Below are 22,979 nucleotides of genomic sequence, written 5' to 3' on the forward strand. Positions count from 1 at the left end.
ATCAAAGGTTATCAACTGTGGGCTAGGGATAGGAAGCAAGGATAATACTAATTCGTAATTCGTAATTAGAACAATTGAGCGCTCGTTTTGCAACTTAGGCTTTAAGAAGGGATAACGACGCAAACAGCATGAACTTGATCGCGCCCTTGCTGTTTGGCTAGATAAAGTGCTTTGTCCGCAGCATTAATCAAGTCTTGCGGCGAAATTTCAGAATTTGGCACAATGCTGACAACGCCTAGACTGACAGTAACGCGATCGCACACACTAGATTGAGCATGAGGAATGGCCAAGTTGCGGACTGCTTGTCGAATAGTTTGAGCTACATAGATTGCTCCTTGAATCTCTGTATTAGGCAGAATGACAGCAAATTCTTCCCCGCCGTAACGCGCTACTAAATCGGCTGGACGCTTAATAATACTTTTGAGGGTACTCCCCAATTGCCGCAAACAATCATCCCCTGCTAAATGCCCATAGGTATCGTTGTAGCGTTTAAAAAAATCGACATCGAACAAAATTAAAGACAACGGCGCTTGCTCGCGTTTGAGGCGATGCCACTCATCCTCAAGATACTCATCAAATCGGCGGCGATTGGCTATTTGAGTCAAGCCATCTAGGGTAGCTAATCTTTGTAGTTCTTCATTGGCAGCTTGTACTTGCTGGTAGAGTACTGATTGATGAATAGCGATTGCTACTTGCCTTGCCAACTGCTGCAATAAATTAACTTCAAACGCTTGCCAGTAGCGAGGTGCGGCGCACTGGTGAGCAATCAGTAAACCCCACAGATGCTCCCCATTCAAGATCGGCACTACCATCGCGGCCTTAATCTGATAAAGTTCTAATAACTCTAAAAGATCGGCTGAAAAATTAGACTCCTGAATATCATGTAGGACTGTAGGTAATCCCTGGTAATAGCCGCTAAAATCTTGTTTGATCGAAAATGGGTGCATTATGTGCTCTAATCTCTGGGGATAGTCATTACCCACTGATTCCGCTGCAAAATTGCCACTTCCGTCAGATTCTAACTGGTAGATAGCTACGGAATCTGAACCCAAACACTGTCGAATACTGTTGACTGTTGTATGAAGAACCTCCTCCAAATTCAGTGATTGCCGAATCTGTTGAGTTACTTCAGTAATTAGCCGCTCTCCCTCCGCCTGTTGTCGCAGTAACCCTTCGACTTGTTTGCGAGTGCTAATGTCTTCTACCGAGCCAAGAATCTGCGTTGGAGTACCGCTACCATCTCTGGCAAAGATGACTTCTCGTGTATTGAGCCAACGCCACTCCCCATTTTTGTGTCGGAATCGGTATTCGGTGGAAATTACTTCATTGTCGCTAAGGTTAACGAAGCGACTTGGTAGGTCATAGCAGAGGTGTTGGTCATCTGGATGAAAGCAATTTATAAACCATTGCGGATCTGCTTGACAAATTTCCTCCGCAGAATAGCCTAAAACTGCTACACTCTGCTCGTTAAGATAAATGCTTGTTCCTTGTAAAAGGTCAAACAAATACAAAATATGCGGTACGGTATTAGCAATTTTTTGTAGAAAGTCTTGACTTGAGCGCAATGCTTCTTCAGCTTTGTGGCGTTCGCGCAGTGCGGCTTGATATTCACTAATATCTCGCCCCTCGGAAATTAGTAGTGACACACGCCCTGTTTCATCGAGTATAGGACGTAGTGAGAAATCAATCGTCATAACTCGATGATCTCGACCTAAAACGTCAACTTCATAGCGAATCGATTCACCATTGGCAGCAGATGCGATCGCAGTTTTTAATTGTGCTTGGGTCTTTGGAGAAATTGTCCACCATTTTCCTTCCCAAAATGGTTTACCAACTACTTCTTTTCGAGTAATTCCAGCAAATTCCAGTGCTGTTTGGTTAGCTTCTAACACTATTCCATCCGGCTGAAGCAATCCGATAAAGTGAATGGTTTGATTGAAAATAGCACGGAATTTTTGCTCATTTTCACTTAAAGCTTGTTCTACCAGTTTACGGTCAGTAATATCTCTTCCAACCGATTGAAGTTCTACAATCGTACCCTGTTGATCAAATATCCCTCGAATAACCCACTGTGTCCACCGCACCCCTTGGCAAGCTATGACCCGATTTTCAATGGTGATAACGGGATTTTCTAAGCTGATGGAATTTACCAGACTAAACACACGTTCCCGGTCTTCCTCAAACACAACAGGTTCGTAGTGGTGGGTGATAATCTCTTCGCGCTTCAGTCCAAAAAATCGACAGAAAGCTTCATTAACAAATGTAACGATGCCATCTGGTAAGCATCTAGCAATCAGTTCCGTTTGGTCTTCGAGGATGGCACGATAACGCGCTTCGCTTTCTTGCAGTGCTGCTTCTACCTGTTTGCGTTCGGTAATATCAAACACTAAACCCTGAAGTACCTGAGTTTGTCCATCGGCACAGAGAACAAGATTGGCTTGGTTTCGTACCCAAATTGTTCTGCCATCGTGCCTAATCATCCGATACTCAATGTTCAAAGGCTCTCCGGTAGCGATCGCAGTGTCTACAGCTTGCCAATAGCGATCGCGATCGTCTGGATGAGTGTAATCTAACCAACTATTCAAGAAACCATGATTCCAATCTTCCGGGGCAATGCCTAATAATTGTTGCAGTTGCGGACTAATATAAGCTTCTTTTGCTGTGGTATTGATCGGTGAGATATAAACAACGCCCGGAATTTGTTCTACTAGAGTGCGATACTTTTGCTCCGCCTCAGAGAGTTTTTCTTGCGCCTGCTTGCGACTCATGATGTTTTGAATTTCTACAATAAATTATATTTTGCTGTTAGAAATCCCGCACTAGAGGCACACTCAAGGATAGTTGAGCCAACAGTGAGTCAGTCTGCTTTGTGAAAGCTAAACCTGCCAGTAACAGGCTAAAACTCCTACACTTAAGGCTGCTGTTGACAGCCTTTGTAATTAAAATTAATGGATGTTGAAGAAGAATTGATAACAAAAAAACTGGGGTGCGGGACTAAAAAGATCAGATGCAGATGCTCGCGGACTTGCTACCACTGCGCTATCTGCCACTCGACCTCCAATTCATTATGAATTCTGATCGGAGGCGGAGCTTTCCTTGCTCCGCTCCTGACTCCTGAATTTTATTAGCTTTGATCCAAGCGCAGTACTGCCATAAAGGCTTCTTGTGGTACATCCACAGTACCTACAGATTTCATCCGCTTTTTACCTTTTGCTTGCTTCTGTAATAGTTTCTTCTTCCGGCTGATGTCACCACCGTAGCACTTGGCTAGCACGTCTTTCCGCAAGGCGGGGATGTGTTCGCTGGCAATAACTTTACTGCCAATAGATGCCTGAATTGGGACTTTAAATTGATGGCGGGGAATTAGTTCCTTGAGTTTTTCTGCCATTGCCCGCCCGACGTTGTAAGCTTTATCCCGATGGACAATCATCGCCAAGGAATCTACGGGATCGCCGTTAATCATAATATCCAGCTTCACCAGAGGATTTTCACGGTAGCCGATAATGTGATATTCCATACTAGCGTAACCGCGCGATCGCGACTTCATTTGATCAAAAAAGTCAGTCACAACTTCCGCCAAGGGAAGTTCGTAAGTAAGTGTGGTTCGTCCTTGGGCGAGATATTTCATATCTTTGAAGATGCCACGGCGATTTTGTGACAACTCCATCAAACTGCCGACATAAGTTTCCGGCGTAATCATCTCTACTTGGACGTAGGGTTCTTCAATTTTTTCGCGATCATTGGGAGAAGGTAAGCGGCTAGGATTATCGATGTACAGTTCCTCACCTTTGAGGGTAATCACCTTATAAACCACTGAGGGGGCTGTAATGATTAAATCTAGGTTATACTCCCGCTCTAGGCGTTCCTGGACAATTTCCATGTGCAATAAGCCCAAAAACCCGCAACGGAAGCCAAACCCCATAGCGCTAGAAGTTTCTGGTTCGTAATGCAACGCTGCGTCGTTGAGTTCGAGCTTTTCTAAGGCTTCCCGCAAATCTTCAAATTGGTCAGCATCAATGGGGAACATCCCGCAAAAAACCATCGGGTTCGCTTCTGCGTAACCTGGTAAGGGTGACTCAGCTTTCGCCTTACTGAGGGTAATTGTGTCTCCTACCCGTGCATCCGCTACAGCTTTAATTGCCGCTCCTAAATAGCCTACTTCGCCAGCGTGTAGTTCTTCAACTTGCTTTTGAGTGGGAGAAAGGACACCTAACTCATCAATTTCAAATTCTTTCCCGGATGCCATTAAATGGATGCGATCGCCTTTTTTCACTGTGCCATCCATCACCCGGAAATACACAATTACTCCCCGGTAACTGTCGTAATAGCTATCAAATATTAACGCTCGTAAGCGTTCATTTATGGTATTGGGCGGTGGTGGTATCCGCTCAACAACTGCTTCTAAAATCTCATCAATACCAATTCCTTCTTTAGCAGAGGCGAGTATCGCACCACTGCAATCTAGGCCGATAATTTCTTCAATCTCGCCAATTACCCGTTCTGGTTCTGCCCCAGGCAAATCAATTTTATTCAAAACCGGGATAATTTCCAAATTATTCTCTAAGGCTAAATATACATTCGCCAAAGTTTGCGCCTCCACACCTTGGGACGCATCTACTACCAGCAGTGCTCCTTCACAAGCAACAAGAGAGCGGGAGACTTCATAAGAGAAATCCACGTGTCCCGGAGTATCAATGAGATTCAGCACATATTGCTGACCATCCTTAGCTGTGTAGTTCATCCGGGCAGCTTGCAGCTTAATTGTAATGCCGCGCTCCCGTTCCAAATCCATATTGTCGAGGAACTGTTCCTTCATCTGTCGGTCTTCAACAGTGCCAGTAGCTTGTAGCAAGCGATCGGCGAGGGTTGATTTCCCGTGGTCGATGTGAGCAATAATACAAAAATTGCGAATGCGAACTGCGGGAACGTCAGTCATATACTATCTTTGCCTTAGCAGCAACCAAAGTTAAAAGAGCAATTTACTTAATGTATTTTAATGCTTTCTTAGCCAAGACGCTGCTTGCTTTTAGTGCTGAGTTTGGAGTTTGGAGTTTGGAGTTATAGAGTTATTATTCTTCACCCTGCTCCCCTGCCCCTCTGCCTCCCCTTCCCTCTTCACCCCATCTTTAACTTTCGATCTAAATAGGTGGACTTTTAAGAATATTATGAAAGTCTATTTGTTGCTGCTAGTATTCATCAGCTAGGAGCGTACAATAAATGTAAATAAGTACATGTAGGGATCATGTAGGGCTCATGGGCAATTACCACCCGTAATTACCCAGAATCACTGATTTATCGGCAAAACTTCTAAAGCCATTGTCTAGTCAGTTATATGAAAAATGCGATTTAAAACTTAAAGCCTGTTACTTTGGTGCTATTTTGGGGAACTATTTAACTGTGCCCTTGAAGATTTTTCAGCGAATTAGCCCAAACTATGAATATAACTGCTTTACAAAGCTTTAGACAAAACCAATTCAGAGTATATCAAACCTATGAATATGCAAGAGAAAACTACCGAAGCGGAAAACACACGAGCCGATAAGGTAGAAATTGCTGTCCGCCTGGACTCCGAACTACTAGAGCAAATTCAGCATCTCACTAATGATCCAAGTAAAGTGATTGAGGTGGCGATTCGCCAGTGGTTGCGGGGTGAAATCCTCAGAGATGACGAACTAACGCGCACCCCTGTGCGTACCCCCGTTCCTCCTCGTGGTGAATGGAACGATTGACGCTATCAATTAGCTGTCAATGCAAGTTAAAAAAGTTAAGTTTGCCAATCTGGATTTCAGAACACCAAGAAATACTCAATAAAAAACAAAAAAGCTGTAAAAATTTATGCAAAAATTTGAGCAGCTTTAGTAAAATTACGGTCGGATACCCTTTGTTTATCCAACTCAATTAATGACTATTACTGCCAATTCCCAATTGCCAAATGTATTTTCCCAAAATCTGGAATCTATTACCAGTAAGACTGATGGCTCATTACCAACTCTAGGAGCCGAGTTGGTCTATACGCAAGATGGGGCAGGGCGCTATCTGACCTTTTATTGGCAGCACAGCGAACTCCTGGGGTTCAATACTGAAAAAATAGTTGACGAGCTGAACCAGACCCAAACCTTTGTCCCGGTGGATAAGGTTACTTATTTGGAACGATTGCACCGAATTTTGACCAGTTTGGTGCCAGAAAGGTTTCAGTGTTGGTTTAGCTACCACCAGGAATTATTTGAGTTGGACTTAGTGATTAGTCCGATTATGCCAAGCTTGGGAACGACTGCCACTACAGTTTTAGTGATGGGACGCTTAGTGCAAGCGACACTCAACAAAAAACAAGTGCGTGTGGCATCAAAAACGCCCACACAAATAGAGTTGGCAATACGTTCACAGCAACACCAAAAACTGGTAAATCGGATTACCAGAAATATTCGCCGGACATTGGATTTAGATATTATTTGGCAGCAAACAGTTGACAGTTTGGGGAAAGCACTGCGGTTAGAGCGCTGTATTATTTGTCCTTATCAGCCCTCTAGCTCAAAAGTGGGGGTGAAGGCTGAGTATCGCCAGCCAGAACTCAAATCAATGCTAGGCTCAGAAATAGATATAGCTTCTGAACCTGCCTTTGCTCAAGTCTTGGCAACCCTAGAACCAGTTGTCATGGAAGTGTCTGGATACACAGAGGCTGGGCGGCAGAAAACTTTGGTAATTGCGACTTGCTATCAAGACCAAGCCAATGGATTGGTTGCCTTGAGTTGGCAGGATGAATGTTACACATTAACAGAATCGGAATTAGAACTGGCAAAAGAAGCAGCAGATCAATTGGGAACTGCGATCGCACATGCTACTTTATATAAAGAATTAGAATCAGCGCGTCAAAAAGCCGAAGAAGCTTCCCGCCTCAAAAGCGAGTTTCTAGCTAATGTATCCCATGAAATTCGTACCCCCCTCAACGGCATGATTGGCTTCTTGAAGCTGATTTTAGAAGGGATGGCAGATGACCCAGAAGAACAAAACCAATTTTTGGCAGAAGCTCACCACTTATCGATACATCTGCTGAATATCATTAACGATATTTTGGACATTGCTAAAATCGAAGCTGGCAAAATGGAATTAGCTTATGCTCCAGTCAAGCTAGATGAGCTATTCAGTGCTGTAGAAAGTTTCATGCGTCCCCAAGCAGAAACGAGAAACCTCAGCTTTCGGATGCAAATGCCTGCTATCTCCGATGAAATTATTGTCCAAAGCAACTACCAACGGTTGCTACAAGTGATGCTTAATTTGGTAGGTAACGCCATCAAATTTACCCATGAGGGCGGTGTCACCGTCAGCGCCGATTTAGTACTCAAAAAAGCGAAGCCGAACTTTCAAGGTCAGGAATTTCCTGGCATGGTGAGAGTACGTGTGGCAGACACTGGCATCGGTGTTTCCTTAGACAAACAAGATAAACTGTTTCAATTATTCTCTCAGGTAGATGGCTCCCGCACTCGCCAGTATGGCGGTACAGGTTTAGGACTGGCAATATCCCAAAAGCTAGTGGAGGCAATGGGCGGCGAGGTACATTTTTATAGTCTGGGCGAAGGTCTTGGCTCAACAGTCACATTCACTGTGCCACTATATCAACAACCAGTCATGGTTTCATCTAGTGATAGCGACTCAACAAACAGTGCTGAGTTAGTCATTGGTCATTAGTCATCTGGAACATTACCAATACTGGGTTTTGAGTTTTAAATTTTTTGAGAAATTATTATTTAATAAGCATATTGGGCATGGGGTATTAAGAAAAAACCTTCCTTGTCCTTCTCCCTGCATTCTCTTCAGTACTTTAAAGGCTAAAGTAGAGTAGGAGGGCTTGCAAGACAAATTGTTCAGCTAATCTAATATCAAGTTGCTAAAACCAGCAATGGTTTAGTCAAAAGTCGTTAAAAACTGACATCTGACAATCTAGCGGCAATTAGATTTAGGATCGATTTAACAAAGCTGAAAAACAAAATTTTGGATAATGGTTAATGAGTAACCGCGCATAGGGTACAGGGATCATTATTATTCAATGCCCTATGCCCAATGCCCCATTCCCCATGACGGTAGTTGCTCCACTTGGGGAGACCCCAAGTGGAGCAACTGCCTCTCCAATCCCCATCATTAACTTAGCAGGTCTAAAACTATGGAACTCACAATTGACAACGTTGAAACAGTCTTAGATGAAATGCGCCCTTATCTTATGTCTGATGGCGGCAATGTGGAACTCGTAGAACTCGATGGGCCTGTTGTAAAACTGCGCCTGCAAGGTGCCTGTGGTTCTTGCCCCAGTTCTGCAATGACCCTGAGAATGGGTATTGAACGCCGCCTCAAAGAAATGATTCCTGAAATTGCAGAAATTGAACAAGTGGTGTAAAAGTTAGGAGTTAGGAGTTAGGAGTTATGAGTTTTGAATCAACTCCTAACTCCTCATTCTTAACTCCTAACTATTCTTATGTCCCATCCTCTTTACATCGCTTTTATCTGGCATCAACATCAGCCGCTGTACAAATCTCCTGGCAGCGGCGTTTCGCTATCTCCAAGTCAGCAGTACCGTCTACCTTGGGTACGTTTGCATGGGACTAAAGATTATTTGGATTTGGTATTGCTCTTAGAGCGGTATCCTAAATTACACCAAACGGTGAATTTAGTACCATCGCTGATATTGCAACTAGAAGATTATATTGCTGGCACTGCTTTTGATCCTTACCTCACAGCCAGCTTGACACCGGATGAACAACTCACCCAGCAACAGCGGGAATTTATTATCCAACACTTTTTTGATGCCAATCACCACACCCTAATTGATCCTCATCCCCGCTATGCCGAGTTGTACCAGCAAAGGCAGGAAAAAGGACAAGCTTGGTGTTTAGCAAATTGGGAATTGCCAGATTATGGTGATTTGCTAGCTTGGCACAATCTAGCTTGGATCGATCCGCTGTTTTGGGATGACCCGGAAATTGCGGCTTGGTTAAAACAGGGTCGGAATTTTACTTTAAGCGATCGCCAGCGCATTTATTCCAAACAGCGAGAAATTCTCAGCCGCATTATCCCCCAACATCGAAAAATGCAGGAGGCGGGACAGCTAGAAGTTACCACCACGCCTTACACTCACCCGATTTTACCCTTGCTAGCTGATACCAACTCTGGTAGGGTAGCTGTGCCGTATATGACACTACCAAAACAGCGATTTCAGTGGGAAGAAGACATTCCCCGCCACTTGCGGAAAGCTTGGAACTTTTATAAAGACCGCTTTGGACAGATACCCCGTGGTTTGTGGCCTTCGGAACAGTCAGTCAGCCCGGCAATACTTCCACATATTATTGACCAAGGGTTTAAGTGGATATGCTCAGATGAAGCCGTCTTGGGATGGACGCTGAAACACTTTTTTCATCGGGATGGGGCGGGGAATGTACAGCAACCAGAATTGCTGTATCGACCCTATCGCCTGCAAACCACAGAGGGTGATTTGTCAATTGTGTTTCGTGACCACAGATTATCAGATTTGATTGGCTTTACCTACGGTGCGATGCCCGCAAAACAAGCAGCTGCGGACTTAGTGGGACATTTGCAAGCGATCGCTAAAATGCAAAGAGAGAGTCACAGTGAACAACCTTGGCTAGTTACCATCGCCTTGGATGGGGAGAATTGCTGGGAATTTTATCCCCAAGACGGTAAACCCTTCCTAGAAGCTTTATATCAAAGCTTGAGCGATGAACCCCACCTCAAACTCGTCACTGTCTCCGAATTTCTAGAAGAATTTCCAGCCACAGCCACCATTCCCGGAGGGCAACTACATAGTGGTTCTTGGGTGGATGGTAGTTTCACCACTTGGATCGGCGATCCTGCCAAAAATCGTGCTTGGGATTACTTGACAGAAGCAAGAGAAATGCTCGCAAGTCATCCCGAAGCAACGGAAGAAAACAACCCAGAAGCGTGGGAAGCATTGTATGCCGCAGAGGGTTCCGACTGGTTTTGGTGGTTTGGTGCAGGACACTCATCAAATCAAGATGCCATTTTTGACCAGTTGTTTCGAGAACACTTGTTTGGCATTTACAAGGCATTAAATGAACCTGTACCGCCCTACCTCAAACAACCAGTGGAAATCCACGAAGCACAGGGAAGCCACACTCCACAAGGATTTATCCATCCTGTTATCGATGGTAGGGGTGATGAGCAAGACTGGGACAAAGCTGGACGCATAGAAATTGGCGGGGCGCGGGGGACGATGCACAACAGCAGTGTCATCCAGCGACTTTGGTATGGGGTGGATCACCTGAATTTCTATTTGCGGCTGGACTTTAAAAACGGCGTTGCCCCAGGGCGAGATTTTCCAGCAGAGTTGAATTTGCTGTGGTTCTATCCAGAAAAAACAATGGTCAATAGCCCAGTTCCGTTGGCAGATGTACCAGATGCAGCCCCACTGAATTACCTTTTCCACCATCTTCTAGAAGTTAATTTGCTGACACAATCGATTCAATTCCGGGAAGCTGGAGACAATCATCAATGGCATCCCCGTTTCAGTCGCGCTCAAGTAGCTTTAAATAGTTGTTTAGAGTTGGCAGTACCGTGGGCAGACTTGCAAGTTCCGCCAGATTATCCCCTGCGTCTGATTTTGGTGCTTGCTGATGAAGGGCGTTTTTCCAACTACTTGCCAGAAAATGCTTTGATTCCCATTGAAGTGCCTTAGCTTGAACCGACAGAAGCCCCACGTCTGACCCGATAGGGCAGCGTGGGATGAATGGCGGGTGAGTTGACGACAATCTTCCGACCAATGCTGACAGGCAAGGGAGGAAGATATGGAGGAAACGAACAAATATTAATCTTCAGGCTGTTGTTGGTTCTCAATGTACTTTTTCAGCATTGAAACAGTAACACCCCCACAACTAGCAATAAAATAAGAACCGTTCCAAAAGACATCTTGACTATAAAAAACTTTTAAATGTTCGGAAAATTCTTGTCTAAATTTTCTGGAGGAAATTGATTTTAAGTTATTTACTAATACCAATTTGAAAAAAGAATGCGACAGATGGTAAATATAGAAAGAAGTAGCATTCAGGGTATGTGATGGCAGGGGTAACGCATATCGAAATTGAAGAAAGTGTTGAGGAACTAGAGGAGTTGCTGAGACATCAAAAACAGTCTCGGTGCAAAGAACGTATACAAGCCCTATATCTGATTAAAGGGCAAGAAATGAGTGTTAGTGCGTAGCTTGCCGCCGAAGGCATCGCTAAAATATTGGGAAACAGAACTGAACCCCATAGAGCGCGTTTGGGAATATCTCAAGCAAGACTTGAAATGGGAGCTATTTGATAACCTGGAGCATCTGCGAACTAAAGTTTCTCAACTTCTTGCTGAACTGACTCCTGAAATTGCTGCTTCTTTTAATCAGCTTGGTGTGTGGAAGGGAATTTAACAGATTATGATGCCTGTGGATTTATCCCTCTACAACAAACTTCGACAGGAATTAAAGTTGCAAAGACTAAAATAATTCGTAATTCGTAATTACGAGATGCTGCGCGTAGCTTGCTTCTTTGCTATTATTTATGGGGATTGTAATTTTGAATTTTAAATTTTGAATTTTGAATTCCCCGTTCGTGCAGCGTCCCCTAGGGAAGGGGTTGACTCCACTGAGGAAGCACCGAAACGATAGCCTTTGCCGTAGACTGTGTGAATCAGCGCAGTTTCTCTACCTACCTCAATCTTACGGCGCAGTAAACGAATTAATGCCGCGATTACATTACTACTGGGTTGTTCTTCCTCTTGCCACAAATTTTGCATAATCTGGGCATGAGTCATTAGTTGTCCAGTGTGTTCCATAAAGTATTGAAGTAGCTGGCTTTCTTTTTGCGATAGTTCAATGATTCGTCCTTGGCGATAGGCCACTTGATTTTCACAATCGAGTTCTAAATCAGCGACGGTTAAACGTCCGGTGGTGGTTTCATAGGTTTGGGAACCGGAACGACGCAATAGAGCACGGACTCTCGCTAGTAACTCCCGCAGTTCGAAAGGTTTAACTAAATAGTCGTCAGCGCCAGCATCTAAACCTTGTACGCGGTCATCTAGAGTATCTTTAGCTGTGAGAAACAGCACGGGAGTGGTTTTGCCTTGGCGTCGCAATTGCTGACAAATCTCTAACCCCGTTTTTCCTGGCAGCATCCAATCTAAAATTAGTAGGTCATAATTGCCTGCTTGTGCATGTTCGTTGCCACTTGTCCCATCGTAAGCGGCATCCACAGTGTAACCCTCACGAGTTAATAAGCGACTCAAGGGTTCAGTTAGTTCAACTTCATCATCAACTAATAAAATTCTCATGCTGCTTGTGGTAAGCATATAGAGATATTCTCAATATTATTCAACTGCCAGAACGCCAAGGATATTAAGAACAAGAATGCTAACTGTTGCATTGCCAAAAGGGGAACTCCTTAAAAATAGCATCCGCCTGCTACAATCTGTGGGATTAGATTTTAGTGCTTTTTTAGATTCAGGAACTCGCCAACTTCAAATTCCTGACACTAAGGGACTTGCAAAAGCTTTGTTGGTGCGGGCGCAGGATGTGCCGGTTTATGTGGAATATGGTCAAGCACAACTGGGTGTTGTTGGTTACGATGTGTTGCGGGAGAAGCAACCGCAAGTTGCCCACTTGGTGGATTTGCAGTTTGGGCATTGTCGGATGTCGGTGGCGGTAAAAGCATCCAGTTCTTACCGATCGCCTTTAGATTTACCACCGCATGGTAGAGTTGCTTCCAAGTATGTGAATTGCGCTCGTGAATATTTCCACAGTCTGGATTTACCTGTGGAAATAGTGCCGTTGTATGGTTCAGTAGAACTAGGCCCAATTACTGGAATGTCTGAAGCGATCGTGGATTTGGTTTCTACAGGGCGAACTTTGCGCGAAAATGGTTTGATTGAAATTGCTACTCTGTATGAAAGCACGGCGCGGTTGATTGCTCATCCTCTGAGTTACCGCCTGAACACGGGTAATCTCAGCGATGTGATTGCCAAGTTGCGAGAAGCCGTTTTGGTAGGAGTCTAATAGTATTGCTGTCAAGATGACGCAATTCACGGTTTATCGAATAGCCCAAATAAACCTCACCCTGCTTTTACGTAGTAAAATCTGTCCCTCTCCTTACTAAGGAGAGGGATGTCGTCAGGACAGGGTGGGGTTTTAAAGACCAGCAAATAGTCTGTAACAATTGAATCTCATCATTCATGCAGACTAAATTTGTTTACACTAGGAGATGTCTACGACGAGCTACGCCTACGCAATAACTTTGCGGCGTAAACAGGGAATAGTTTGCTACTAAGCATCACTTTTAATGTGGATGTAGCATTTTGACAAAATTTAACAGACTTCCCTGAACAGCCAAAGGCGGGGAAAAGATTAACAATTATTAAAAAAAGTTAAGCTGTTCTTAAGATAGCCACGTTTTTGACTGGATATTACATTTGAATTTATTAAGAAAAGTTAATGAAAGCTGGACAAATTGATACAGAAGTGTCGAGGCTAGAAGCCCTCCGCCAGTATCAAATTCTCGACACCGAACCTGAAGAAGCCTACGACAATCTTGCTCAGTTAGCGGCTTTTATTTGTGGCACATCCATCTCCTTGGTAAATTTCATTGATGAAAACCGTCAATGGTTTAAGGCAAAAGTAGGTTTAGATGTATCAGAAATGCCCCGGTGTGTTGGGTTATCTTACCTTTGCCAAGAGCGGCGTGATGTTGTGGTGGTTCCTGATACCCTAGCTGATGAAAAATTGGCAAATAATGCCGTAGTAACTGGCTATCCATACATACGGTTTTATGCAGGTGTACCCCTAATTACCCCGCAGGGAGATATGCTGGGAACTCTATGTGTAATTGACCAAGTTCCCAAAGAATTGAGCCAAAAACAAGTGGAGGCGCTTGTAGCTCTGAGTCGCTTGGTAATCGACCAATTAGAACTCAGGCGGCATGTAACTGAGGTATCTAAAATTACCGAGAAGCTTGTGGCGCACGAGCAAGCAGCACACGCCCAGTCTGAAGCTGCGAGAATCCGCGTTGCTAATTTGCTCGAAAGCATCACTGATGGGTTTTTTGCCCTGGATAAAAAGTGGCGATTTACCTACATTAATGGTCAAGCGGAACGGCTGTTGCAAAAAAGCCAGAATGAATTACTGGGTAAAAACATCTGGGAGGTGTTTCCAGAAATCATCGACACAACATTCCATCGTGAGTATCACAGGGCAATCTTAGAACAGGTGAGTGTAGAATTTGAGGAGTTTTATCCGTCACTCAACTGTTGGCTTCAAGTCCACGCCTATCCTGCAAAAGATGGCTTGTCTGTTTATTTCCAAGACATTACTGAACGACGGAAAACGGCAGAAGCACTACGAGAGAGTGAAGAACGCTGGCAATTAGCATTACATGGTAATAATGACGGTATTTGGGATTGGAACCTTAAGACTAATGAAGTGTTCTTCTCAACTCGGTGGAAGGAAATGCTCGGTTATAAAGACCACGAAGTTTCCAACGGTTGGGATGAATGGACAAAACTAATCCACCCCGATGAGCGAGATTGGGTACTTCAAGCCTTCCAAGACCACTTTGCCAAGAAAACACCGTTTTATGTCTGTGAATATCGAGTCCAGTGCCAAGACGGCAGCTATAAATGGATTCTAGATCGAGGACAGGCACTTTGGGACGCATTGGGTGATATAGTTCGCATGGTTGGTTCTTATACAGATATCACAGATCGCAAGCAGGCAGATGAGGAATTAAAGCGTCAAAATTTGCGATCGCAATTATTTGCTGAAATCACTTTGAAAATTCGAGAATCTTTACAAATAGACGAAATTCTTCAAACCACAGTTAGTGAGGTACAAAAACTACTACAAGCTGACCGAGTTTTAATTTTTCAAATAGAGCCTGATGGTTCGGGAACAGTAGTGCAAGAGGCGGTGCTACCTGGCTGGCCGGTAATTTTGGGAAGAAATATTTTTGACCCCTGCTTTAAGGAAGAATACATAGAAAGATATCGTCAGGGCAGAGTCAGTGCCATTGAAGACATTGAAACCGCTTATATTCAACCTTGCCATCGAGAATTTCTTCAGCAGTTTGCTGTCAGAGCTAACCTTGTAGTACCAATTCTAGTCAGGGAAAGCATTTGGGGTTTGTTGCTGGCTCATCAGTGTTCTGCACCTCGACGGTGGAATAACTTTGAGACGGAGTTGTTAAAACAATTAGGTAACCAAATTGGGATTGCTTTATCTCAAGCGCAACTATTAGAAAAACAAAGCCAGCAAAGTCAGGAACTCGCTCGTTCTAATGCGGAATTGGAACAATTTGCTTACGTCGCTTCCCATGACTTGCAAGAGCCGTTGCGGATGGTAACGAGTTATTTACAACTACTAGAGCGAAGATACAAAAATCAACTAGACGCTAATGCCGATCAGTTTATCAACTATGCAGTAGATGGGGCTAGGCGGATGCAGACCCTAATCAATGATTTGTTGAATTATTCTCGCGTCAGCACCCGTGGACAGCCCTTTATCCGAGTAAATTGTAGCGTTGTCTTAGAACAGGCGATCGCTAATCTGCAAATTGCGATCGCGGATAGTAAAGCAATTGTCACTCATGATCCTTTACCTGAAGTGATGGCTGATCCTACACAACTGATACAAGTATTTCAAAACCTGATTGGCAATGCGATCAAATTTTGCCAGAATCAGCAGCCACGAATTCACATCGGGGTAGCAAAACCAGATGCAAATTTAAATCAGGAAAGTTTAAATGTTATCCCGTTGGCAGATGAATGGTTGTTCTGGGTGCGTGATAATGGAATTGGTTTGGAATCCCAGTATGCAGAACGTATTTTTATAATTTTTCAGCGCTTGCACGGTAGAGACAAGTATCCAGGTACTGGAATTGGTCTGGCAATTTGTAAGAAAATTATAGAACGCCACGGCGGCCGGATCTGGGTTGAGTCGAAACCGGGTCAAGGCTCGACTTTCTACTTCACAATTCCAGATAGAGCAGGTAAACAATCGTGAGTACTATAACAGCGATTATGCCTATTGAGGTTTTGTTGGTAGAGGACAATCCTGGCGATGCCCAACTTACACGCATCGCCCTGGAAGATAGCAAAATCTCGATTCACTTGAATGTAGTCGAAGATGGTGTGGAAGCAATGGCATTCTTGCGAAAACAGGAAAAATATGCTAGAGCAGCCCATCCAGATATTGTGCTACTTGATTTAAATCTCCCCAGAAAAGATGGGCGGGAAGTACTGGCAGAAATTAAAGGAGATGAAAACCTCAAGCGAATTCCTGTAGTAATCTTGACGACTTCCCAAGCTGAAGAAGACATCCTCAAAGCTTATAATTTATGTGCAAACTGTTATATAACTAAGCCAGTAGACTTCGATCAATTCGTTAAAATTGTACAATCAATAGAAAATTTTTGGTTTGCGATCGTAAAACTGCCACCGGAGTAGTGGAAATGGCAGGTAAAAATATTAAAGTCTTGCTAGTTGAAGATAACCCTGGTGATGTATTTTTATTACAGGAGCTTTTAAAAGAAGTTAGCACAGTTGTAGTTGATTTATCGCCTGTTGAGCGGCTTTCCGAAGCACTCAACTACTTAGAAAAGGAACTTTTTGATGTAATTTTGTTAGACCTCTCGCTGCCAGATAGCCAGGGATTAGAAACCTTTGTCATCGCTCACCATCAAGCAAAAGCCACTCCGATAATTGTGCTCACGGGTATAAACGATGAAACCCTAGCAATTAGAGCAATGCAGGAAGGAGCGCAAGATTATTTGGTGAAAGGGCAAGTAACTGGCGACTTGCTAGTGCGCTCAATGCGTTATGCCATCGAACGTCAACGGGCAGATAACGCACTGCGACAGAGTGAGGAGCGATTTCGGGTAGCCCTAAAAAACTCTCCCATCTTTGTCTACAACCAAGATTGTGAGTTACGGTACACCTGGGTTTACAATCCCTCCTATGGATTGACAGTTGAGGAAATATTGGGCAAAAAAGACTTGGATATTATCCCAGTTGAAGATGCTCAACGTCTGATTACAATTAAACGTGGGGTGCTAACCACTGGCATAGGAACGCGAGAGGAAGTATCAATTACAATCAAAGATACAACTCGATATTACGATTTGACAGTTGAGCCATTGCGGAATGAGTCGCAAGAAATTGTCGGCGTGACATGCGCCAGTATTGATATTAGCGAACGACAAGCCGCACTACGCGAACGGCAAGCCGCGCTATGCGAACGCAAATTGGCAGAAGAAAAAATTCGCGAACAAGCAGCATTACTTGATGTCGCCACAGATGCCATTTGCGTGCGAGATTTAAACAATAAAATTATCTTCTGGAACAAAGGCGCAGAAACAATTTACGGCTGGAAAGCTACAGAAGCTTGGGGCAAAAATGCTAGTGAGCTTTTGTATGACGAACCTTCACCAGAAATTGAAGCGGCTCTGTTGCAAGCTATTACTAAAGGTAAGTGGCAGGGAGAGTTAACAAAACTTACTAAAACGGACAAGGAAATCCTTGTTGCTAGTCGCTGGAGTCTGGTGTGCGATGAACAAGGGAAACCCAAATCAATTCTCACCGTTGACACAGATATTACTGAGAAAAAACACTTAGAAGCCCAATTGTTTCGCGCCCAACGCCTGGAAAGTATTGGCACTCTTGCTAGTGGCATTGCTCACGACCTCAACAATATCCTGACACCGATTTTGGCAGGAGCGCAACTTTTACCGCTCAAATTTCCCGATGCAGATGAACGCACCCGTCATCTACTGGAGATTTTGGAAATCAACGCCAGACGTGGTGCTGATTTAGTTAAACAGGTGCTGTCCTTTGCGCGGGGTGTAGAAGGGAAGCGCATCACTTTGCAACTCAGACATCTGATTGTGGAACTTGCCAAGATTCTCAAAGAGACATTTCCCAAATCCATACAAATCAGCACTGATGTACCGCAGGATTTGTGGATGGTTTCTGGAGATAGCACCCAACTACATCAAGTGCTGATGAACCTCTGCGTTAACGCCCGTGATGCTATGCCCAATGGCGGTAGTTTAAGTCTCTCTGCCGAGAATTTGTTGATTGACGAAAATTATGCCCGCATGAACCTGGAAGCCAAAGAGGGGCCTTACATAGTGATTACTGTCTCCGATACTGGAGTTGGGATTCCTAGAGAAATCTTAGATAAAATTTTCGAGCCATTTTTTACCACAAAAGATGTAGGAAAAGGTACAGGTTTAGGACTTTCCACCGTGCTGGGAATTATTAAAAGCCACGGAGGTTTTGTCAACGTGTATAGCGAACCGGGAAGTGGCACTAGCTTTAAGGTTTACTTACCAGCAGTGGAAGGGATGGAAACACTCACTCCAGAAGAATTACCACCACAAACAGGACATGGAGAATTGATTTTGGTTGTGGATGATGAAGCTGCCATTCAAGAAATTACGAAAACATCACTAGAAACTCACAACTATAAAACTCTCATTGCCAGTGATGGCATTGAAGCGATCGCGCTATACGCTAAAAATAGGGACAAAATTAGTGCCGTACTAATGGATATTATGCTGCCCTCGCTGGATGGTTTAACTGCCATCCGTACCCTGCGAAAAATCAACCCCCAAGTCAAAATTATTGCCAGTAGTGGACTGATGTCTGAGAATAAGCTCAGTGCAGTAGCTGCTATTGGTGTCAATACGTTTTTGTCAAAGCCTTATACTGTCAACGAATTATTGCTTTCTTTACATAAAATATTATCCTGAGAAATTCAATAAGTGCAGCAAGGGGTTGCCCGTTATAGCCACTGGCTTAAGGGGTTGCTATGATGGAGCATCGGTTTAGGCAACCGCTGACTGTATGCAGCTATTGTCAGGTAAATAGAATCGCCCTGTTAGGAGCACAGCTATGCTCATTGGTGTCAACTGATAAGCAAGTTCGTAGTAAGCACTTGCCCCTACGACAGAAGTGCTTCAAATAAATGAAAACTGCTGTAATTACGAATTACGAATTACTATGCCTCGGTTTATTAGGTTAATCATCAATATAGTAATCTTGGGTACAGTTTTACTCATATCTGTACAAGTTTGGGCACAAGATTGGCGTCCGGTTCGTGGTGGTATCCCTTTCGGGATCAGTGGTATGGCTTTGATAGAGCAACAAAGCAATTCCTTAGATTTATTGATTGTCCATGACAACAAACACAAAAACCAAAGTCGTTTAGCAATCATCAGCATTAAGGGTAAAAAACAACCTGAATATTTCCCCTTAAACTGGCCAAATAACATAGAATTACCCATCGATTTAGAAGCTTTAACATCTGTTCCAGAAAAAACAAAATCCTCTTTTATAGCTTTAAGCAGTTCTGGAAAAGCTTATTACATTAGGTTAGAGCCTGCCAATAAAACGATCTCTATTATCAAGGAATTTAATCTACCAGGAATTATTCAAGGTAATAATTTTGAAGCATTTGGATTACAAAATATAGAGGGTCAATTAGTTGCTATTTGGGGACATCGAGGTGAAGGAGAACAACCAGCAACTATTTTTTGGGGAATGTTTGACTTAGCTAAATATCAAATTACTCTCGCAGGTTCTGTCAATCTGAAAGTACCGTTTCCATCTGGCAATGTTCGTCATATTTCAGATATTAAGGTAGACCCCGTAGGAATTGTTTACATGACTTCAGCAAGCGATGCTGGAGATGATGGCCCATTTCAGTCAGCTGTGTATGTCGCTGGACACCTGGGATTCCGTGGTAACAAAATTGCATGGCGGCAAAATCCTCAACTTGTTCCTCTTTACCGCTCTGATTACCACAAAATTGAAGGTATGGAACTTGTTCCAGGTGCAGAAGGCGGTTTGATTGTTGGTACAGATGATGAGAATTTGGGTTCCTATGTATACATTTTGGGTGGAAATAGCTGAAGTATGTCCTTTGATAACTTGTGTAAACAGGCATCATGATTTTGAGAATTGCTGGTTTATTTGCGATCGCCTAACAGTTTCCTTGAAGAATATTCATATATTGAAGGTTTTGTCAACTTATTTAGTGCGATGCCTACGCAGCTTGGTGTGGGTTGACCATTATCTTATCGATAACGGCCACTCATTAATTACCCCTACACATTAAATCGGAACAACATTACATCCCCTTCCTGCACAACATACTCTTTACCCTCACTGCGAACCAACCCTTTTTCCTTCGCAGCATTCATCGAACCAGTTGTTACCAAGTCTTTATAAGCGACAGTTTCGGCGCGGATAAATCCTCGTTCAAAGTCACTGTGAATTACACCAGCAGCTTGAGGTGCAGACATTCCGGCATTAATTGTCCAAGCGCGGGTTTCTTTGGGGCCGCAAGTAAAATATGTCCGCAAGCCTAAAAGCATGTAAGTTGCACGAATCAATGATTTCAAACCGCCTTCTTCCACACCTAAAGACGCGAGGAAATCAGCTTTATCTTCCTCTGGTAATTCCACTAATTCCGCTTCAACTTGAGCCGAAACTATCACAACCTGGGCATTTTCTGTTGCTGCAATTTGCCGCACTGTCTCCACAAAATGATTACCAGTTGCCAACTCATCCTCAGATACATTCGCGGCGTAGATAATCGGTTTATAAGTGAGCAATTCTAATCCTTTAATAATTTCTGTTTCTTCTTCATTCAAGCTCACCTGACGCACCGATTTACCTTCATTTAAAGCCGCAGCTAATTTTTCTAAGACTGTGATTTCAAACTGTGCATCTTTGCTGGTACGAGCTTGTTTGCGAGTGCGGTCAATTCGCCGCTCAATTTGTGATAAATCTGATAAACCCAGTTCTATATTAATGATTTCAATATCTCGCGCTGGGTCAACAGAACCAGCAACGTGGATAATATCGTCATTTTCAAAACAACGTACCACATGGACGATCGCATCAACTTCCCGGATGTGAGACAAGAATTGATTCCCTAGTCCCTCACCCTGACTTGCACCTTTAACTAAACCGGCAATATCTACAAATTCAACCCGCGCCGGGATAGTTTGTGCCGAACTGGCAATCTTAGCAAGAACATTTAACCGCTCATCCGGTACTGCGACAACGCCGACATTCGGTTCAATCGTGCAAAAAGGGAAGTTAGCTGCTTCTGCTTTGGCATTAGCAACTACAGCATTAAATAAAGTAGATTTTCCGACGTTGGGAAGTCCGACAATTCCGGCTCTTAGCATTTTGGATTTTAGATTTGAGATTTTGGATTACATTACCAAGGTAATCTAAACAGGTTCCGGTATGGTTTGGGGAATTGGCCCTGGAACCGTCTGAGGAATGGGAGCAGGTACTGGTTCTGGTACAGGCCCCGGTAATGGTTGAGGAATCGCTGGCCCCGGTACAGGTTCGGGACTAGGTAGCGGATTAGGCTCAGGAGTAGGAATTTGTGGTTCGGGTATAGAAATCGCAGTAGGATTAATCATCGTAAGCCTAAATTAAATTATTCAACCTTCCCACGCTAGATGACAACCTCAGCTGTTGACATCTCCCCAAATAGCTATACCCACGAACACTTCATTTAATAATTTACCTCTATTCTGATTCTCTGCGTCCCTCTGCGCTTCCCTTTGCGCCCCTACCCTGCGGGAAGGCGAAGCGCCTATGCGTTTAAATTTCACCCCTCAATTCCCCACCATTTGTACAAAACTACTCCTCCTTCACCTTTTCTACCACCTCTGGCACTGGATCGAAACCACCTGGATGAAACGGATGACAGCGCAAAATCCGCAGAGTTGCCATCCAGCTACCACGTAACACTCCAAATCGTTCAATGGCTTGAATGGCATACATCGAGCAAGTTGGTTGAAAGCGACAAGTTGGGAGAAACAACGGCGAAATAAACATTCGGTAACCCCGAATCAGCCAAATCAATAATAGTTTCATTGCAGTTACCTAAATCTTATAAATTAGTAACAGAGGTAAAAATTTTCATTTTGTTACATCTTTGTTAATTACATTTTCTGACTTCTCCTCAATTCCGGTTTTATGGCTGCAAATTGCGATAGCTGCAATTTGGGTGTTACTCATCCTTCTGATTGCATGGGTGGTAAACCGCTTTGCCGACAAGCCAGAAATCGTGCGGAAGATAGTTCATATTGGCACTGGTAATGTAATTTTAATCGCTTGGTGGCTCGATATTCCCGCCAGTGTAGGGATTACAGCTTCTATTTTAGCGAGTGGAATCACCTTATTATCCTATCGATTCTCTATTCTTCCTGGAATTAATAGCGTCGGACGGCAAAGTTTAGGGACATTTTTTTACTCTGTCAGTTTCGGTATTTTAATTGCCTGGTTCTGGTACTTACAACAACCCCAGTACGCAGCACTAGGAATTTTGATTATGACTTGGGGAGATGGACTAGCAGCCTTAATCGGACAACGCTTTGGTACACATAAGTATAAAGTCTTTGATACACAAAAAAGTTGGGAAGGCTCCCTAACTATGATGCTCGTTAGCTATCTCGTCAGTAGTCTGATTTTAATTGGAACTCAAGGCAATAGTTGGCAAACTTGGGTGATATCACTCGTGGTGGCGTTTATCGCTACTACTTTAGAAGCTTTTTCCTTTTTGGGTATTGATAATTTAACAGTTCCCTTGGGCAGTGCAGCCCTTGCTTTCTTCTTAAGCCACTTAGTTCTTAGTTACTAATCTTTTGGCGTGTCATTCCTAATTGTTCAAATGATTATTTACACCCGCTTACTTAGATTTATCAGCAATAACATCTATAGGCTCCCACTGCCTATTACATCTCAACTATAATTGCCATAATTATTCCCGCAGGAAACCCATAACCATAATTTAAATGTTGTGGTTCTAGATATTCAAAATCAGGGAATATATGTTTAAATACTGTAAATAACTGCAAAATCACTGAATATTGACTATAGCTGCTCTAGCGTATTGATATATCTAAAACAAA

The 22,979-nt window shown here is 43.5% G+C and carries 17 protein-coding genes and 1 pseudogene; 11 read left to right on the forward strand and 7 right to left on the reverse strand.

Annotated elements, in window-relative coordinates:
- Positions 1–101: 101 nt before the first annotated feature.
- Together H6G92_RS06390 and lepA are read right to left on the reverse strand one after the other, a co-directional pair.
- Positions 102–2,768 carry a PAS domain S-box protein gene (locus H6G92_RS06390; protein ID WP_190891935.1) on the reverse strand — a complete coding sequence of 889 codons (2,667 nt, stop codon included), beginning with the start codon at positions 2,766–2,768 and terminating at the stop codon, positions 102–104.
- Between the two features lie 356 nt (positions 2,769–3,124).
- The gene (lepA, locus tag H6G92_RS06395; RefSeq protein ID WP_190891937.1) at positions 3,125–4,936 is read right to left on the reverse strand and encodes a translation elongation factor 4; all 1,812 of its coding nucleotides are present in this window, start codon (positions 4,934–4,936) and stop codon (positions 3,125–3,127) included.
- Between the two features lie 556 nt (positions 4,937–5,492).
- On the opposite strand from lepA, the gene H6G92_RS06400 reads away from it, so the two are divergent.
- The 4 genes from H6G92_RS06400 (at position 5,493) to H6G92_RS06415 (ending at position 10,699) form a co-directional block, all read left to right on the forward strand.
- Positions 5,493–5,729: a hypothetical protein gene (locus tag H6G92_RS06400; protein WP_012408258.1), complete on the forward strand. Its 237-nt coding sequence runs from the start codon at positions 5,493–5,495 to the stop codon at positions 5,727–5,729.
- A 172-nt stretch (positions 5,730–5,901) separates the two neighbouring features.
- Positions 5,902–7,683 carry an ATP-binding protein gene (locus tag H6G92_RS06405; RefSeq protein ID WP_190891939.1) on the forward strand — a complete coding sequence of 594 codons (1,782 nt, stop codon included), beginning with the start codon at positions 5,902–5,904 and terminating at the stop codon, positions 7,681–7,683.
- Between the two features lie 472 nt (positions 7,684–8,155).
- Positions 8,156–8,386, forward strand: coding sequence for a NifU family protein (locus tag H6G92_RS06410; RefSeq protein ID WP_012408256.1), 231 nt, complete (start codon positions 8,156–8,158; stop codon positions 8,384–8,386).
- 78 nt (positions 8,387–8,464) lie between these two features.
- The gene (locus H6G92_RS06415) at positions 8,465–10,699 is read left to right on the forward strand and encodes a glycoside hydrolase (RefSeq protein WP_190891941.1); all 2,235 of its coding nucleotides are present in this window, start codon (positions 8,465–8,467) and stop codon (positions 10,697–10,699) included.
- Positions 10,700–10,828: 129 nt separating this feature from the next.
- Here H6G92_RS06415 and H6G92_RS06420 read toward each other — a convergent pair.
- Positions 10,829–11,011, reverse strand: a pseudogene (locus H6G92_RS06420) (IS200/IS605 family transposase); the annotation flags it as partial.
- 195 nt (positions 11,012–11,206) lie between these two features.
- On the opposite strand from H6G92_RS06420, the gene H6G92_RS06425 reads away from it, so the two are divergent.
- Complete coding sequence (locus H6G92_RS06425; protein ID WP_190891943.1) at positions 11,207–11,425, forward strand: hypothetical protein; 219 nt, start codon at positions 11,207–11,209, stop codon at positions 11,423–11,425.
- A 152-nt stretch (positions 11,426–11,577) separates the two neighbouring features.
- Here H6G92_RS06425 and rppA read toward each other — a convergent pair whose 3' ends face one another.
- Positions 11,578–12,324 (reverse strand): two-component system response regulator RppA, encoded by a 747-nt coding sequence (gene rppA, locus H6G92_RS06430; RefSeq protein WP_190892010.1) that lies wholly within the window; start codon positions 12,322–12,324, stop codon positions 11,578–11,580.
- A 76-nt stretch (positions 12,325–12,400) separates the two neighbouring features.
- Between rppA and hisG the strand changes: the two genes are divergently transcribed.
- The 5 genes from hisG (at position 12,401) to H6G92_RS06455 (ending at position 19,953) form a co-directional block, all read left to right on the forward strand.
- On the forward strand, positions 12,401–13,045 hold the full coding sequence (gene hisG / locus H6G92_RS06435; RefSeq protein WP_190891946.1) for an ATP phosphoribosyltransferase: 645 nt from the start codon (positions 12,401–12,403) through the stop codon (positions 13,043–13,045).
- A 435-nt stretch (positions 13,046–13,480) separates the two neighbouring features.
- Positions 13,481–16,042, forward strand: a complete 2,562-nt coding sequence (locus tag H6G92_RS06440; RefSeq protein WP_190891948.1) for a GAF domain-containing protein — start codon at positions 13,481–13,483, stop codon at positions 16,040–16,042.
- Complete coding sequence (locus H6G92_RS06445) at positions 16,039–16,485, forward strand: response regulator (RefSeq protein ID WP_190891950.1); 447 nt, start codon at positions 16,039–16,041, stop codon at positions 16,483–16,485. The genes H6G92_RS06440 and H6G92_RS06445 overlap by 4 nt, the downstream gene beginning before the upstream one ends.
- Before the next feature lie 5 nt (positions 16,486–16,490).
- On the forward strand, positions 16,491–18,791 hold the full coding sequence (locus tag H6G92_RS06450; RefSeq protein WP_190892012.1) for a hybrid sensor histidine kinase/response regulator: 2,301 nt from the start codon (positions 16,491–16,493) through the stop codon (positions 18,789–18,791).
- Between the two features lie 250 nt (positions 18,792–19,041).
- A complete protein-coding gene (locus tag H6G92_RS06455; protein ID WP_190891952.1) occupies positions 19,042–19,953 on the forward strand; it encodes a hypothetical protein in 912 nt (303 codons plus the stop codon).
- Positions 19,954–20,147: 194 nt separating this feature from the next.
- On the opposite strand, the gene ychF is transcribed toward H6G92_RS06455, so the two are convergent.
- From ychF to yidD, 3 genes are all read right to left on the reverse strand, one after another.
- Positions 20,148–21,239 (reverse strand): redox-regulated ATPase YchF, encoded by a 1,092-nt coding sequence (gene ychF / locus H6G92_RS06460; protein WP_190891954.1) that lies wholly within the window; start codon positions 21,237–21,239, stop codon positions 20,148–20,150.
- Positions 21,240–21,284: 45 nt separating this feature from the next.
- Positions 21,285–21,482, reverse strand: coding sequence for a hypothetical protein (locus tag H6G92_RS06465; protein WP_190891957.1), 198 nt, complete (start codon positions 21,480–21,482; stop codon positions 21,285–21,287).
- Positions 21,483–21,705: 223 nt separating this feature from the next.
- Positions 21,706–21,942, reverse strand: coding sequence for a membrane protein insertion efficiency factor YidD (yidD, locus tag H6G92_RS06470; RefSeq protein WP_190891959.1), 237 nt, complete (start codon positions 21,940–21,942; stop codon positions 21,706–21,708).
- 61 nt (positions 21,943–22,003) lie between these two features.
- Here yidD and H6G92_RS06475 point away from each other — a divergent pair, with 61 nt between their 5' ends.
- On the forward strand, positions 22,004–22,708 hold the full coding sequence (locus H6G92_RS06475) for a diacylglycerol/polyprenol kinase family protein (protein WP_190891961.1): 705 nt from the start codon (positions 22,004–22,006) through the stop codon (positions 22,706–22,708).
- Positions 22,709–22,979 lie beyond the last annotated feature (271 nt).

The organism is Nostoc foliaceum FACHB-393 (genome assembly GCF_014698505.1).
GTDB classification, from domain to species: Bacteria; Cyanobacteriota; Cyanobacteriia; order Cyanobacteriales; family Nostocaceae; genus Nostoc; species Nostoc foliaceum_A.